Genomic DNA, 14,990 nt, shown 5'->3' with positions numbered 1-14,990 from the left:
ACGATTTACAGAGAGGGAAGCCTAGCTGAAAACTTCCTAATGCCGCATCATTTTTTACTACCTTTGAGCAGTGCTTGGAAACATGCACCGTAATTGCGACGTTACAGCAAAGTCAATGAGCTGCTAGTGCAACTAGTGGGAATTTGGGTGGAACCACGGGTAAATTACACATACTCGTCCCTATTTTGGGACGGGTATGTGTTTTTTTTATTTTCTAGTAAAGGAGAAAAGAACATGTCAAATCAAGTATTAAACATTCAGTTTCCGGATGGAAAACAACAAGTATTTACAAAAGGTGTTACACTAACCGACATTGCACAGGCGATTAGCCCCGCACTGCGCAAAAAAGCAATTGTAGGAAGTGTGAACGGAACCATCACTGATTTGACGCGCCCTATATTGGCAGATGCCCAAATCAATCTATTTGATGCTAGCTCACGCGAGGGAATCGAGGTTATTCGTCATTCAACTGCTCATTTATTAGCACAAGCTATTAAACGAATATTTCCAGATGCGCAGTTTGGTGTAGGGCCAGTCATCGAAAATGGGTTTTATTATGATATCGATTTAGCACAATCCCTTGTACCAACTGACTTACAAAAAATAGAAAAAATGATGAAACGAATTGTTCAAGAAAATATTGAAATACATCGAAAGATAGTATCGCGAGAAGAAGCTAAACAGTTGTTTCAGCATGATAAATTAAAGTTGGAATTACTAGCTGATATTCCCGAAGAAGATATAATTACAGTTTATGAGCAAGGTGATTTTTATGAATTATGTCGCGGGCCGCATGTATCGTCAACAGGTAAATTGCAACACTTTCAATTAATGCAAGTTTCTGGAGCGTATTGGCGTGGCGATAGCCAAAATAAAATGCTTCAGCGCATTTATGGTGTTTCATTTGCTACAAAAGAAGAATTACAAGATTACTTTGTATTTTTAGAAGAAGCAGAAAAACGCAATCATCGTAAATTAGGAAAAGAACTTGAATTATTTATGTTTTCCGAAGAAGCACCAGGCATGCCGTTCTATTTAGCAAATGGTCAAATTATTCGAAATGAATTAGAATCCTTTTTACGAAATCTTCAAACGAAGTATGACTATCAAGAGGTTCGTACACCATTTATGATGAACCAACGTCTATGGGAACAATCGGGACATTGGGACCACTATAAAGACAATATGTATTTTACTCAAGTAGATGCTCAAAGCTTCGCATTAAAGCCGATGAATTGTCCTGGACATATGTTGATTTTCAAAAATGCAAGACATTCATACCGTGATTTGCCGATTCGTATGGCAGAATTTGGGCAAGTTCATCGACATGAATTTAGCGGTGCATTAAATGGTCTATTACGTGTACGAACATTTTGCCAAGACGATGCCCATATTTTTGTCACACCAGAACAAATAGAGGATGAAATTAATTTAGCGCTGAAGATCATTGATCACACTTATCAAGTATTTGGCTTCCAATATGAAATTGAATTATCGACACGTCCTGCTGATTTTATGGGGGATGTTCAGCTTTGGGATAAAGCAGAAAGAGCATTGGAAAATGTTTTAAATAATGCAGGATATGCTTATAGAATAAACGAAGGCGACGGCGCATTTTACGGACCTAAAATTGACATTCACATAAAAGATGCTATTAAACGCAGTCACCAATGTGCAACAATTCAACTAGATTTCCAACTGCCTGAGAAATTCGATTTAACATATTTAAACGAACAAAACGAAAAAGTAAGACCTGTCGTTATTCATCGTGCTGTTTTTGGCTCAATTGACCGCTTTTTAGGCATTTTAATTGAACATTTTGGCGGCGCATTTCCGACTTGGTTAGCACCACAACAAGTAATTGTGATAGGGGTTGCTACTATCCATCAAGAATATGTCCAACAGGTTGTACATGCACTTGAAAAAGAACAAATACGAGTGCGAGTAGATGACCGTCAGGAGAAGCTCGGGAAAAAAATAAGAGATGCTCAGATGAAGAAAACACCATATATTCTAGTATTGGGCGATAAAGAGCGCGATAATCAAAGTGTAACTGTACGCAAATTTGGTCATCAAGAGTTAAATGAAAAAACATTGCAGCAGTTTGTTGATGAAATCAAACAAGAAATTTTACAAAAAGCGTTACCTACTAGTTAATAATAGAGAAAAGCCTGGTTGGATATTTCAATCAGGCTTTTTCTCATTACAAATAAAAGTAAATTATTTATTATAAATTGCAAAGATTATGCTTCTAGTAATGGTTATTCAAGCATAGTATATAGTAAATGTACTTTATAGTATCAAAGCGGTTTATCAGCTTTTAGTATTGCTGAATACGTACTACTACCTAATAGTATATTATTCGTTTCTGCATCCACCACTATATATTTATGAAATTCTTCTTGTTCGTTTTGGCGATATGAGGCTAAAAAATATACTTGTCTGTTTGGATGAATCATAATGTGATCTGAGAGATCTAATTTTCTACTGTTGTCATTTGTTTGCATAGTAAACATTTTATGAGTGTCAGGCACTTCTTTAAATAGAATTTTTTGGCGAACGTTAAACGATGAATCTTTATACTCTTCATAGATGGATTTATCTAATTGCTTATAAAATTCGTCTTCAACAAGAAATGATTGAAAGTGATTACTAGGGTATTGAAGCGTAGTGTCAGATGTTGTGATAGGTTCACATATAGTAGTTGTCGACTCTTTTGGTAAAGTCTCTGTGTGTGAAAATAAATTAGAAATAACGACCAAGGTTAAAAACAGTACTTGCATAATTTGGCCTCCTATAATTAGTGTTATAGGTAGATTTCCCAATTTTTTGTTATGTATACGTTTTACTACAGTAACATATTGAAAACTAAGGAATATCGAAAGGACATTTTAACAAGTAATTAGACTGAGCGAAAAACCAGCCAAGTAAACAAAACATTATTTCTGACTGGTTTTATCGAAAATGGGATTATATTATAAAATTTATTTATAAATACTCCTCCTTTATATTAGGATGCTTGTTTTAAATATTTATTTAGTAAAACATCAAGTTCTTGGCTATAATCTACTACGGCGGGGTGTGTAAATCCTAAATCTTTTGCCTTTTTATACATAATTCTCCTTTTAATCTCAATTTCAAACTTCAAGAATTGTTTAAGCAATAAATGTACCAACTTATTCTCCTCCTAATTTTTTTCCGCATATTCTTGATTTTAAATTCCAATGACTTTGATTCAGCTTTTTCATTGTATATCACTTAAAACAAAAAAAATGTCACATTGTGTATCGAAATTGAAATTCGTAATTTAGTCACAAATTAGTCTAAGTAACTATAAAAATAATGTGAATTCTAGTGAAAATTTTTTACCCTTTTATTTGATTAATAAGTTATGTAATAGCGGATTGACAGTGTTTTTTCTTTAAAAAATGGTTAGAATAAAACTTTTTACGTTTGTGTCTTTTTTACTATAGAGAATAATCTATCTAACTAGAATCGTTAATGAGAAACGTTACAATATTTCATTTCTTGTCGCAATTTATCAAATCCTATTATTTGCTGTTTAATTATTAGGAATAATTCTTTTTCTTAAAATTGCTTGACATATATAGACTTTTTTTTCTAAATGATTAAAAAGTGAAGTCAATATACGGTACATTATAAATGAGTAACGCACACATTCATTATGTTGAATGTGTGCGCTTTTTTAACTAAGTGGGGGCCACTCTTCACGTAATAGGCCGAATAAGATAATATCGTGAAATTTACCGAAGCGGAAAATTTCATTACGAAGGGTGCCTTCTTTTGTAAATCCACATTTTTCATAGGAACGTATCGCGCCTACATTAAAGCTGAACACTTGTAGTTTAATTTTGTTTATTGCAATGTAGTCGAAGATGAACGTGATGAGCGTCTGCATAGCATCAGTTCCTAATCCTTTACCTTGCCATTTTTCACTCAAAGATATGCCTACTGAACATGTGCTATTAATCCAGTTAATAGAATATACACCACATGAACCAATAAGCTGTTGCGTCGTCTTTTCAAAAATACCAAAGAAGAATTCCTCCTTTTTTCCACTAATACTTTGAAAGAAAGAAGAATGGTCTTCTACTGTATGTGGGAATGGAATTTCATCATTAGCAAGTAATAAAGTATGTTGTTCACTCTCTACCTTTATAAACTCTTCTAAATCAGAAGATGTCATTTGCTTCAAAATAATCGATTGTCCATTAAGAAAATCTTTAAAATATTGTTCCATGTAAATTCTCCCTTGTTCAAGGGTTGCAGTGTAAGTTAACATCCCTTTGAAATTAGTTTGTTCCAAACATTTCTACTGCTTTTAGCGCAATCATAGTCGCATCTCCTTTAAATTGAATAGTATAATAATAGCATAGTTTGGAATTTAAAGTAAATAAATGAAAAATAACACGATAGTGTGTGATTAGTTAGTAAATTTTAAACTTTGATAATCTGCTATTAATTTCTAAAATATGTTAAAATTATTTGTGAGTAAATGGAAGAAGGGATAATATGCGACTAAAATTTTATGATACATCCGATCGTTCATTAATTGAGCAATATACGTTAACTAAAGAGCAGCTTCGCTATACGATGTCCCCTCAGGCAAGTATTGAATTAGTTAAAACTGATAAAAGTCGACATGCGGTGTTAGCGATAAAAGAAGGGAAGCTCGTTACTTTTTTTGTTCTTCATGAAAAGGAAGGAGTAAAACCTTACACTGGAAATAATCAAGCTTTATTAATTCGTGCATTTTCAACGGATGTCAATGAACAAGGTAAGGGGTATGCAACTGAAGCATTACAATTATTGCCCTCGTTTGTGCAACAACATTTTCCTACTATAAATGAACTAGTTTTAGGTGTGAATTTTCCTAATATCGCAGCACAGGCTCTTTATAAAAAATGTGGCTTTGTAGATGAAGGCGTCAATGCAGCAGGGATTAACGATGAGTTGAAAGTAATGAGTTATTATTTATAATCTATCAAATGAAATAAGGGTGAATGAAATGATGCCAGTAATAGAGGCAAGTATAGAGCATATTGATGACCTATGTACAATGGATAAAGAAGTCATAGGGGAATATTCAAGAAAGGATATGATAATAAAAGCAATTGAAGAAAAGCGATGCCTTATTCAAAGAACGCACAGCGGTATTGCAGGATTTTTAATTTTTACGACTAATTTTTTTGAATGTAGTTTTATTTCATTGGTCATTGTAAAACCTTCTGAACGAAGAAAAGGGGTGGCTTCATCACTACTAGCTAGTTTTGTCAGTATGGCACCAACACCCAAAATTTTCTCCTCTACAAATCAATCAAATTTGCAAATGCAAAAAGTATTTGAAGAGGCTGGATTTAATAGAAGTGGCTTTATTGAAAACTTGGATGATGGTGATCCCGAAATCATTTATTTTAAATCAAAAGTGATTGAAATTGGGAAGTAATTGTTTAAGTGCCTGTCACTTACCATATACACATTATAAGTAAAAATCCACATTGCTTTCCGCGGCACAGTGTAAGCCACAGAAGTCTACGTGGATTTTTACTTGGAGATTTCAGAATTGTTTGAGTGCCTGTCACGTTTTAATGCTTCTTTGCTTTTACTAATAAAAAGGAAGGTTTCCTTAATTCTTTTTTTAATTTTGGAAGAGCTTGTATTGCTTCGTTAGAAGGGATAGGTTCTTCAATTTTCTCGATAGTGAGTCCATGCGTAATTAGTGTATTGAGTATAGTTGATAGCGTTCGATGATACTTTATAACACCTTCAACTAACCAGGTTTGCTCCCTTAAGCCTTCCGCTTGATAATCATCAATTGCATAATGACATAAATCACCATCCTCATCGCAAATCCAATTATCCGTATCTTTGCGTGCTGTGACAATCGGGTGTTCTATTGAAAAAATGACTACACCATCATTACGAAGCAATGACGATACTTTAGCAATTACTGCATTAAAATCTTCTATATAATGTAGAGCGAGAGAGCTTGTAATACAATCAAAACTATTTGCAGGTGCATTAAATTCCTCAAATGATTGTAAACAATAAGAAATGTTTGGGCGCGCATGCAATGTTTTAGCAACAGCAAGCATATTTTTCGACACATCTATCGCTGTTACATGCCTCGCTTTGTTCTCAATACAATACGTTGCAAATTCCCCCATACCACAGCCGATATCAAGTAACTGTAAATCATATAGATCGGGCAGTAATGCTTTAAATGCTGGCTGCTCAAGTAATTGATTATAATTGAATGGTGATGTTCGTAATTGTCGGTATTGGCTAAAAAAATTTGGATTATCATAAATATTCTGTTGCATGTAAAACCTCCGAATTATTTTACATAACGTTATGTTTTATTTGCGCATGATTATTTTCTCATACAGCTAAAGAAAGAAATAGACTTATAATATAATTTTTGGTAATATGTAGATAGAGGCATGTCCGCTTTCATAAAACCCAACTTTTTGCTTAAGTGAAAAGTTGGTTTTTTTTTTTTTAATCCCATAATAAGGGGATGTTGTTTTGGCAAAATATTTAGTGTTGAAAACTACGTTATGCATATACCTCCTTACAACTATTGTTCATCTAATTTTACTGACGCTTTCAAATGGGCGAAGTTTGATAGGCTTCACAATGATTATCCCGCTCCTCTCAGTAATTCTTATTCAAAAAATAGGTGCTAGTCTACCTATTGTATATTCGTTATCCTGTTTGTATTCCTTTGCTTCTTCTTGTATCGTCACATCTTTGTAACATATACCGTTAATAGTAAAAATTTACAGAGGGAAGAAGGCACTTAATGTAACGGGTTACGTTCTTTTTATGGAGAGGCATTCACAGCTTCTACCAAAAAAGGATGTTGGAGGTCGTTATGTTGGGAACTGAAAAGATATTAAGTATGAGTGGGTATTCGTTATTTGCAGCTTTTATTTTACTGTTAATTGCCATTTTACCGTTTGGACTTGCAGTAAAATCATCAGGACATATGTTTAAGAGACTTGGCCTTATACTTACATATTCCGCCTTTGTCTTACAATTATGCTATTTTATTTTAAGATGGTTTGCAGTAAAACACGCACCTGTTAGTAATATGTACGAGTTTATGACGTTTTTTGGCATTATGCTAACGGCAAGCTTCCTCATTATTCATTATTTGTATAAGCAAATTGTTGTAGGGTTGTTTGTCATACCTGTAGTATTAATGATTCTCGGCTATGGAAGCGTTTTTACAAATGAAGTTACACCACTTGTACCTTCATTACAAAGTAATTGGTTAACAATTCATGTTATGACAGTTGCTTTTTCCAGTGCTATTTTATCTATCTCATTTGCAACGGGGATAATTTATTTACTAAAAACGTTGGATGTTCAAAAACGATCACTTAGTACGATTATGTTAGAATTTGTCATGTACTGTTTGCTTGTTGTCATTGGCTTTAGCGGCGTATCGACTGCTTTTACTATAATGAAGGATGACGTACATCTTCAATTTGAAAATACACAAGGCAAGGAAGAACAGGTTGTCTATACGATGACACCACTTATAGTCAATGCCGGAGCGTTAAAGGAAAATGGAGATTCTGCAGGAGTATTGAAAGTACCTCAAACTATAGACGCAAAAAAGTTAAATTCGATCGTTTGGGCATTTATTGTGGGAACCATTTTATATGGTATCATACGTATTCTCTTTAGAAAGTCGATTATTGTGTTATTAAAGCCGCTGACAAAACGTGTCCAGCCTGCATTAATGGACGAAATTTCTTATAGAGCCGTTGTGATAGGCTACCCATTGTTTGCTTTAGGTGGTTTATTGTTTGCAATGATTTGGGCACAAATTGCCTGGGGAAGATATTGGGGTTGGGATCCGAAAGAAGTTTGGGCACTTATTACATTTTTATTTTATGCTGCTTTCTTACATCTGCGTCTTTCCAAGGGATGGGAAGGGGAGAAGACTGCATGGTTATCTATAACTGGCTTTGGCATTATCGTTTTTAATCAAGTATTCGTTAACTTGGTGATTGCGGGTCTCCATTCTTACGCGTAGAGAAATAATGATAAATGAAAAGAGACATCCATAAAGGATGTCTCTTGGAGTTTGAACTGTTAATTCTTGAAAAAGAATTAAAGTTTTACAACGTTTGTAGCTTGAGGGCCACGGTTACCTTCTTCAACGCCGAATTCTACTTTTTGTCCTTCTTCAAGTGTTTTGAAACCTTCAGATTGGATTGCAGAGAAGTGTACGAATACATCGTTTCCACCTTCTACTTCGATGAAGCCAAAACCTTTTTCTGCGTTAAACCATTTTACTGTACCTTGAGTCATTTAAAAAACCTCCAAAAATAAATTCAACAATCATATTCCTTCATTCTGTATTAAATAAACACATAATCATAAGATCGCAAGAACACGTTACTATTGAATACGTGGTTTCATTGTTTACGATGAAGTAATTTAATTATTACTTTCATTATATAACAGATTCATACATTTATCCAGCAAATGCCGTTTTTTAGTAAGAAAAAATTACATAATATTGTTTCTAAGTATAATGATTGACCCATTTACTGAAAGAAAAGAGGTATAAACAACCTATTTTGTTAATAAAAAGCGATAAATTGAATTGATTTTATACCATTATCACATTTGATGAAACTATGTAAACTTATACAAAATTTTTAAGTAGCGCTTATGACTTTAGTCAATCCATGCTTTTTCTTTTGCAACAATTACTGCCTCAGCACGTGATTCCACTTGCAATCTTACAAAGAGTTTAGATAAATAATTTTCCACTGTACGTTGGGTAACCCCAATTGCAGAGGCGATGGCTTTATTTGTACAACCTTGTGCTACGAGCTGCAAAATTTCTTGTTCCTTATGACTTAGTAATACTTCTTGTTTTGCATTGGAACGATTCGAGTGCTGTTTAACAAAGTCCAAAAAATCAGCCGATAACAAAATTTCCCCGCGCAAAGTAGCTTGGATTGTTTGAATAACTTGTTCTTTCGTAGCAAGCTTTGATAAAAGTCCATCCACTTTTTTTTCAACGAGTAGCTCGTAATAATCGGACAACTCATAGCCTGTATAAAGTATTATCAATGCTTCAGGTTGTATTTTCTTAATCATTTCAGCAAGTTGAATGCCATTTATCGGTTTCATATTAATATCAATTAAAAAGAGCTGGAAAGTTTGAGTCTCCATTCTGGAAGCGACATTAGCACTTTCTTGCTCTGTTTCAATATGGACATTTTCTAAGTCTTGTAATAATGTTTTCGTTCCGTCTAAAACGACAGGATGATCATCTACAATCAATATATCAATCATTTGTATGGTTCCTCACATTCCTCTTGAATTTGAATAAAAACATGCATGCCATCATTTGGTTTGGAGGTAATGGTCATTTCTCCGTTAAACGCTCGAACACGTTCTCGAATTCCATTAATGCCCATAGAAGCGGATGATTGCATTAAATCTTCAATATTACAGCCGATACCATTATCGTCGTATTGGAGAACAAAACCATTGTTAATCGCAAGTAGTTTTAGTGAAACCTTCGATGCATCAGCGTGTTTAATTGCATTATTGAGCAGTTCTTGAACTAGGCGATAGACGACTAAATGTAAAGTTACATCTTGAAACTGAACTCGGTCAATTTGAGTATTCAATAGAAAGTTAGCTCGAATTTTTACTTTTTGTACAAGTTTTTTTAAAGCCATTTCTAAACCAAAAGTATCGAGTAATGGGGGACTTAGATTTTCACAATACTCCCTTAAATCTTTAGTGGCATTAATAAGCTGCTCCCGAATGTCTAACACTTTTTTTTCTTCAATAATAGGGGAGCTTGCAATAACATCTAATTCCCTCGCCAAATGGAGCTGCTCCTGTAAAATAGTGTCATGTAACTCCTGTGCAAGTATACTTTTTTCTTTCTCAATAATATTCCATAATAATTTATCGAGCCAGGGAAGTTGGGTGTTATTCGTGTCTTTCATGTGCTGAATATCGCGTACTAAATCTTCAATATGCTTTAAATTGTCAATAAACATAGAGACATATAAAGCAAGTAACTCCAACCAAAGTAACTCTTCTTTTTGTAATATGTGTCTTATCCGAATAAGAATCTTTTCATCCACTGTATCATGGATAAGTAGTTGTGTCATTTGGTTCTCAATTTGGATGCCGCCTTGGGGAAATTGAACATCCTCGGTTATTGTTTCAAGGGTAAATGCTGTAGTACCAAGTTTTTCGGTAATTTCATTTTTAAGTTTATTAAGTAATTCCTGTTGATTTTTTGCATTTCCAATGCGATTAACAGCCGCATATAAATTATGTACATAATCACCAGATGACGAAAATATAATTTTTCGATGTTTAAAATCAAGTTGCTCTTTTACATAGAAGCTTGTAATAAAGCCTAAGAAAAGAACGATAAAAACAACAATTAGCATTGCAATTGTAAGTTGTTCAAATAACAATATTGCTAAAAACGTCGTTATAATGAGTGAGATAAAAAAGGCAAGTGATGAATAATAGCGAAAACGAGATAACTGGTACTCAATATCAAACAATCGTTCATTTAACTGAATGAAAATAAAGGAAAAAGGAATAAATAAAATAAATAAAACACTTATTTCAGGCTGAATGATTGCTTTGTTAACTAAAATTTCAGGTACAACAAATAATAGTAAAAAAGGTAAAAAAGGTATAATACATGAAATGGCAATTAATCGTATTTTCGCTAACCGTGTTCGTAAATAGCTAGTGAGTAATATAAAAATAGCGTATAAAATGAGTAATGCAAATAAACCAAGCGTAACATTAGGCGTGATATCCTTAAATTGTGGCACAAATAATTCAATGACATAACAAGATGGAATGATGACTAAAGGAATAAAATAGAGCCACCTAGTATCTAAGTATGACCATTTTATGTGTAAATAATGGAAATACTGTTGTAAAAAGTGAATAATTAATACTAAGCATAAGACGATACAAATTCCATTGACAATCATGCCTACTACATTCCCTCGACTTGAAGCACCTGTGCTTGTGTAAGCTAACGAACATGTTAAAAGAAAAAGTATTAGTAATTTTGTTATGAAATTATCTTTATTATGTTTCCATAAGTAGAAAGCAACACAAAAACAAAGGATGAAATAAAACATCGGAAAAACAATATGTGTATAAAACTCTTCAGGAAGATCACGGTGTTTTACTTCAATTGTATGTACTGTACTGTCTGCTTTTAATATCGACAACTCATTTGCACTGGCGACGTAAGAATCTCGTTGGGACGATACATAACCTTTCGTAGAATGTTGATCGATGGTCAGAATGGTGTCTCCTTGTTCAATATTCTGTTGTTGTGCCCAACCTATATAATAAGGATCAATGACGACAGGGAGCTCACTAGACGTATCGACTAAAATGTTAATAAAAGGGGCACGAATTGCAATAACAAGTACATAAATGCCAATAAGTAAGTAGGTGATAAAAATACTAGAAGTCAATTTGTGCATAATATATCCTCTTTATTTTTCATAATCATTATGAAAATGCCTCGTTTCATCAATAAGTATCTACTATATTATCCATAATTTTAGGTTTTTTTGGAATACCGAAACAAGGTGTTTCGGAAAACCACTATCATTTTTTCGGAATAACGAAATAGTCTTTTCGGTAAAAGCTGTGATAATGTGAATCTAGCTTATGAGAAGGAAAGGGGAGCCTGCATGAAAAGAAGTGTGCTAACACTAATCCTATTTTTCCTAGTCGCCATCTCTATGTATCCGATGACAGCAATCGCTAAAACTATTGTTAAAAATCCTGTTGAAGTGGATATCTGCATCATAGGAAGTGACAATCATTTTGTTTATAAGATTCCTAAACAGTTACATAACAATATGCAATATAATGAGATGAAAAATGATATTGAAGCCTCCTTAGCTAGTCATTGGAAAGTGGAAAGTGCTCATTTTGAAACAAATCAATCTGATGTATTCTATACATTTTTTATCGGGGATTTATTTCAAGAGAAACAAGATGGTCAATTGAAATTATCAATCCCCTATCGCACATTAGTAGGGATGTTTAGTGAAGATGAGGCTATACAATTGCGTATTATGGCAAGTAAATTAGCAAATTGGCAAGTAAATGCTAAAGAATGGTCAACATTTGGATTTGACCAGCCACTAACATTTTTAAGTGAGCGAGAATACATCTATAATGGTGCAGTTAACGAACTGTTACAGCAGCGAGTTGCGCATTTCGATGGGTCAATTGCAAAACAACAAATGATCTTACGTAGTATTATGTATTTTAGCTTTATTATCGTTCAAATTTTTACATGCTTGATTTTATCTAAACGTTTAAAAAAGCGAATTATTCGGCATCCAGAAAATATGCATCAATTTAGAAAGCTAAACTATTTATATCAACTCATTCCGTTATTAATTGTCATTGCACAAATTGCTTTTTTAGTGATGTCTGGATTACTAACAGCATTTGGACTCTTTTTTAGCCCTGGCATTGATTTATTATTTATTGTTGGGCCTATTCTTGTATCAATTATACTGTTACCGATTTTTTTCGTTGCAACAGAAAATGAAATTTCTAAAGAATTACACGATAAAACGTTGGGTTCAAACATGTAATGGACCTTTAAAAAAGGACAAAACGAAATTACTGCAGATTCTAATGTAGATGTTGAATTGTAGTTTGTTTTTGTATTTGGGCGTCCACTTACCAACATTAGATGGTATAATGTTCAACAGCATATTTGAAGGAGCTGGTGACAAATTGACGCATCCAGAAACTGCGTATTTAAATTTACTACAACATATATTAGAAAATGGTGTGAAAAGGGACGACCGTACCGGAACAGGTACATATAGCGTCTTTGGCTATCAAATGCGCTTTGATTTAAGTAAGGGTTTTCCACTTTTAACGACAAAGCGAGTACCATTTAAACTTGTAGCAAGCGAGCTTCTTTGGTTTATTAAAGGCGATACTAATATTCGCTACTTATTACAAAATAATAATCATATATGGGACGAATGGGCTTTTAAAAAATGGGTAGAATCCGATGAATATGGTGGCCCTGATATGACGGATTTCGGTCGTCGTTGTCTAACGGACGAAGCGTTTAATGCGTTATATCAAGCTGAGCTGACATCGTTTTGTGACCGCATTGTTAATGATGATGATTTTGCGAAGAAATACGGTGATCTTGGCAATGTGTATGGCAAGCAATGGCGTAATTGGACAACATCGAATGGGGAAAGTCTTGATCAATTACAAGACGTTATCCACCAAATTAAACATAATCCAGATTCACGTCGCATTATTGTGAATGCTTGGAACCCAGAAGATGTCATTAATGCAGGTGCAAAGGGGAGTAAAGCTGCTTTGCCACCTTGTCATGTAATGTTCCAATTTTATGTAGCAGAAGGTAAGTTAAGCTGTCAATTAATGCAAAGAAGCCTTGATACGTTGCTCGGGTGTCCATTCAATATTGCATCCTATGCATTACTAACACATTTAATTGCCCATGAATGTGGACTTGAAGTTGGCGAATTTATTCACAGTATTGGCGATGCGCATATTTATGCAAATCACATAGAGCAAGTGAAAGAACAGCTCTCTCGTGAGCCACGGGAACTACCAACCTTGAAAATAAACTCAGATAAAACGTCAATTTTCGAAATAGAACTTGAGGATCTTTCCATCGAGGGCTACAATCCACATCCAGCAATTAAAGCACCAATTGCAGTATAAAAGAAGAGAGCAGCAACCAAAATGGTTGCTGCTCTTTTGATTAGAAATACTAAAATAAGCAATCTGTTTTTAAGAAATAGGAAAGAAGTCGGATGGTTAAGTAATGGCACGTCTATTATAGTGTTAATGGTATTAATAGGAATATTTTCTAATAAAATGTTTAGGGGTGGCTGTGTTGAAAGAAAGATTGTTGCTTCAAACACCAAGAAATGCGAAATTTCTTCGGTTGAGGGAAAATATACAAGGAGAAGCTTCGTTGCTTAGAAAGCAACAGGTTCAACACGATAGTCCACATATATCAACTACATTATCGCAAGAACAAATAGTGAAAATGATGCAAATTGTTGAGGAAATTCGGCTTCATGGTTATAAATAAACAGTTAAAATGTAAGCGTCTTCTATATGCGCTAGGTTATATACATAAAATTTCAAGTAGACAAGTATGAAAAAACTTGTTTTTCTAAAACTATTTAGTAATAGAAAGAAAGTGTATCAAATTAATAAGAAATGACTTCTCCGTTTTTATCATAAAAAGTAAAAATTGCAGGAAACGTATTTTCTGCATTAGGAGGTAGTTTAAATGTTTTCATAAATGGTGCGGATGTATCAACTTCAATTTCTTTTTCGAAATACTTCCAGTTTGTTGTTAATTTGATTTTGGCAACATTGCTGTCTAATTCGTGTACATATAGTGTGCCATAATTGCCTTTATTTGTTTTATATTGTCGATAGGTTTCTGAGGGATCTGTGGCTAAATAAATAAATTTAAGTTTACCATTCCAACCTTTATTAAAACGTGCATGACCATATTTACTATCGTTAATTTTCAATTGTACTAACCACATATTTGTTTCTTCTATTCGTTCAAAATGCATTATTTGTATGCTACTGTCGATAAATTCCTCTATAAAATCTTTCACTGTCGTTTCGGATGATTTTAGATGATAGTCTTTATAATAAGCATTTCCGTAAATGAACACTCCTAATAATAGGAATGGTGAAAATAAGCATATTATTAATGGTAATATTTTGATTTTCATACTAAATATCCTCCTTTTTTATAGAAAATACTTTTACTGATTTTTTTAAATTTATCATTAAATTAAGAAAAAAAACAAGGAGGAAACCATTATGATTTAATTAAAAATTTCACTTTTTTAGTATAGGGATTCAACTAAATAGTAATAAAT

15 protein-coding genes are annotated in these 14,990 nt (G+C 33.5%); 7 read left to right on the top strand and 8 right to left on the bottom strand.

The window, feature by feature from the left end; genetic code table 11:
- Positions 1–234: 234 nt before the first annotated feature.
- On the top strand, positions 235–2,157 hold the full coding sequence (gene thrS / locus ACIQXW_RS08080) for a threonine--tRNA ligase (protein WP_402760959.1): 1,923 nt from the start codon (positions 235–237) through the stop codon (positions 2,155–2,157).
- A gap of 143 nt (positions 2,158–2,300) precedes the next feature.
- Here thrS and ACIQXW_RS08075 read toward each other — a convergent pair whose 3' ends face one another.
- The 3 genes from ACIQXW_RS08075 to ACIQXW_RS08065 form a co-directional block, all read right to left on the bottom strand.
- Positions 2,301–2,783: a hypothetical protein gene (locus ACIQXW_RS08075; protein ID WP_402760956.1), complete on the bottom strand. Its 483-nt coding sequence runs from the start codon at positions 2,781–2,783 to the stop codon at positions 2,301–2,303.
- A 227-nt stretch (positions 2,784–3,010) separates the two neighbouring features.
- Positions 3,011–3,175: an aspartyl-phosphate phosphatase Spo0E family protein gene (locus ACIQXW_RS08070; RefSeq protein ID WP_172771661.1), complete on the bottom strand. Its 165-nt coding sequence runs from the start codon at positions 3,173–3,175 to the stop codon at positions 3,011–3,013.
- Between the two features lie 531 nt (positions 3,176–3,706).
- Positions 3,707–4,261 carry a GNAT family N-acetyltransferase gene (locus ACIQXW_RS08065; protein ID WP_402760953.1) on the bottom strand — a complete coding sequence of 185 codons (555 nt, stop codon included), beginning with the start codon at positions 4,259–4,261 and terminating at the stop codon, positions 3,707–3,709.
- 272 nt (positions 4,262–4,533) lie between these two features.
- Here ACIQXW_RS08065 and ACIQXW_RS08060 point away from each other — a divergent pair, with 272 nt between their 5' ends.
- Positions 4,534–5,001: a GNAT family N-acetyltransferase gene (locus ACIQXW_RS08060; protein ID WP_401016944.1), complete on the top strand. Its 468-nt coding sequence runs from the start codon at positions 4,534–4,536 to the stop codon at positions 4,999–5,001.
- Positions 5,002–5,029: 28 nt separating this feature from the next.
- A complete protein-coding gene (locus ACIQXW_RS08055) occupies positions 5,030–5,467 on the top strand; it encodes a GNAT family N-acetyltransferase (protein WP_402760951.1) in 438 nt (145 codons plus the stop codon).
- 139 nt (positions 5,468–5,606) lie between these two features.
- Here the strand turns inward: ACIQXW_RS08055 and ACIQXW_RS08050 are convergent, their stop codons facing one another.
- On the bottom strand, positions 5,607–6,344 hold the full coding sequence (locus ACIQXW_RS08050; RefSeq protein ID WP_402760948.1) for a class I SAM-dependent methyltransferase: 738 nt from the start codon (positions 6,342–6,344) through the stop codon (positions 5,607–5,609).
- Between the two features lie 572 nt (positions 6,345–6,916).
- Here ACIQXW_RS08050 and ccsB point away from each other — a divergent pair.
- Entirely contained in the window at positions 6,917–8,071 is a 1,155-nt protein-coding gene (ccsB, locus tag ACIQXW_RS08045; protein WP_402762482.1) for a c-type cytochrome biogenesis protein CcsB, read from the top strand.
- Positions 8,072–8,148: 77 nt separating this feature from the next.
- Here the strand turns inward: ccsB and ACIQXW_RS08040 are convergent, their stop codons facing one another.
- From ACIQXW_RS08040 to ACIQXW_RS08030, 3 genes are all read right to left on the bottom strand, one after another.
- On the bottom strand, positions 8,149–8,349 hold the full coding sequence (locus ACIQXW_RS08040) for a cold-shock protein (protein ID WP_010859201.1): 201 nt from the start codon (positions 8,347–8,349) through the stop codon (positions 8,149–8,151).
- 372 nt (positions 8,350–8,721) lie between these two features.
- On the bottom strand, positions 8,722–9,348 hold the full coding sequence (locus ACIQXW_RS08035; RefSeq protein ID WP_340824359.1) for a response regulator: 627 nt from the start codon (positions 9,346–9,348) through the stop codon (positions 8,722–8,724).
- Positions 9,345–11,543 carry an ATP-binding protein gene (locus ACIQXW_RS08030; protein ID WP_402760944.1) on the bottom strand — a complete coding sequence of 733 codons (2,199 nt, stop codon included), beginning with the start codon at positions 11,541–11,543 and terminating at the stop codon, positions 9,345–9,347. The genes ACIQXW_RS08035 and ACIQXW_RS08030 overlap by 4 nt, the downstream gene beginning before the upstream one ends.
- 213 nt (positions 11,544–11,756) lie before the next feature.
- Between ACIQXW_RS08030 and ACIQXW_RS08025 the strand changes: the two genes are divergently transcribed.
- The 3 genes from ACIQXW_RS08025 to ACIQXW_RS08015 all read left to right on the top strand — a co-directional run bounded on the left by ACIQXW_RS08025 (position 11,757) and on the right by ACIQXW_RS08015 (position 14,176).
- Positions 11,757–12,677 carry a hypothetical protein gene (locus ACIQXW_RS08025; protein ID WP_402760941.1) on the top strand — a complete coding sequence of 307 codons (921 nt, stop codon included), beginning with the start codon at positions 11,757–11,759 and terminating at the stop codon, positions 12,675–12,677.
- A gap of 145 nt (positions 12,678–12,822) precedes the next feature.
- A complete protein-coding gene (locus ACIQXW_RS08020) occupies positions 12,823–13,800 on the top strand; it encodes a thymidylate synthase (RefSeq protein WP_402760938.1) in 978 nt (325 codons plus the stop codon).
- Positions 13,801–13,975: 175 nt separating this feature from the next.
- Positions 13,976–14,176, top strand: coding sequence for a hypothetical protein (locus ACIQXW_RS08015; protein WP_402760935.1), 201 nt, complete (start codon positions 13,976–13,978; stop codon positions 14,174–14,176).
- Positions 14,177–14,297: 121 nt separating this feature from the next.
- Here the strand turns inward: ACIQXW_RS08015 and ACIQXW_RS08010 are convergent, their stop codons facing one another.
- Positions 14,298–14,840 carry a hypothetical protein gene (locus ACIQXW_RS08010; RefSeq protein WP_402760932.1) on the bottom strand — a complete coding sequence of 181 codons (543 nt, stop codon included), beginning with the start codon at positions 14,838–14,840 and terminating at the stop codon, positions 14,298–14,300.
- Between the last annotated feature and the right edge of the window lie 150 nt (positions 14,841–14,990).

Origin of the sequence: Lysinibacillus sp. NPDC097162 (assembly GCF_044762185.1) — a bacterium.
In the GTDB taxonomy this organism is placed as follows: domain Bacteria; phylum Bacillota; class Bacilli; order Bacillales_A; family Planococcaceae; genus Lysinibacillus.
This window is presented reverse-complemented; position numbering and strand designations above follow the sequence as displayed.

Excerpts from the sequence above, each read along its gene's own strand:
- thrS (WP_402760959.1), top strand. The coding sequence starts at position 235 with ATGTCAAATCAAGTATTAAACATTCAGTTTCCGGATGGAAAACAACAA.
- ACIQXW_RS08075 (WP_402760956.1), bottom strand. The coding sequence starts at position 2,783 with ATGCAAGTACTGTTTTTAACCTTGGTCGTTATTTCTAATTTATTTTCA.
- ACIQXW_RS08065 (WP_402760953.1), bottom strand. The coding sequence starts at position 4,261 with ATGGAACAATATTTTAAAGATTTTCTTAATGGACAATCGATTATTTTG.
- ACIQXW_RS08060 (WP_401016944.1), top strand. The coding sequence starts at position 4,534 with ATGCGACTAAAATTTTATGATACATCCGATCGTTCATTAATTGAGCAA.
- ACIQXW_RS08055 (WP_402760951.1), top strand. The coding sequence starts at position 5,030 with ATGATGCCAGTAATAGAGGCAAGTATAGAGCATATTGATGACCTATGT.
- ACIQXW_RS08050 (WP_402760948.1), bottom strand. The coding sequence starts at position 6,344 with ATGCAACAGAATATTTATGATAATCCAAATTTTTTTAGCCAATACCGA.
- ACIQXW_RS08040 (WP_010859201.1), bottom strand. The coding sequence starts at position 8,349 with ATGACTCAAGGTACAGTAAAATGGTTTAACGCAGAAAAAGGTTTTGGC.
- ACIQXW_RS08035 (WP_340824359.1), bottom strand. The coding sequence starts at position 9,348 with ATGATTGATATATTGATTGTAGATGATCATCCTGTCGTTTTAGACGGA.
- ACIQXW_RS08030 (WP_402760944.1), bottom strand. The coding sequence starts at position 11,543 with ATGCACAAATTGACTTCTAGTATTTTTATCACCTACTTACTTATTGGC.
- ACIQXW_RS08025 (WP_402760941.1), top strand. The coding sequence starts at position 11,757 with ATGAAAAGAAGTGTGCTAACACTAATCCTATTTTTCCTAGTCGCCATC.
- ACIQXW_RS08010 (WP_402760932.1), bottom strand. The coding sequence starts at position 14,840 with ATGAAAATCAAAATATTACCATTAATAATATGCTTATTTTCACCATTC.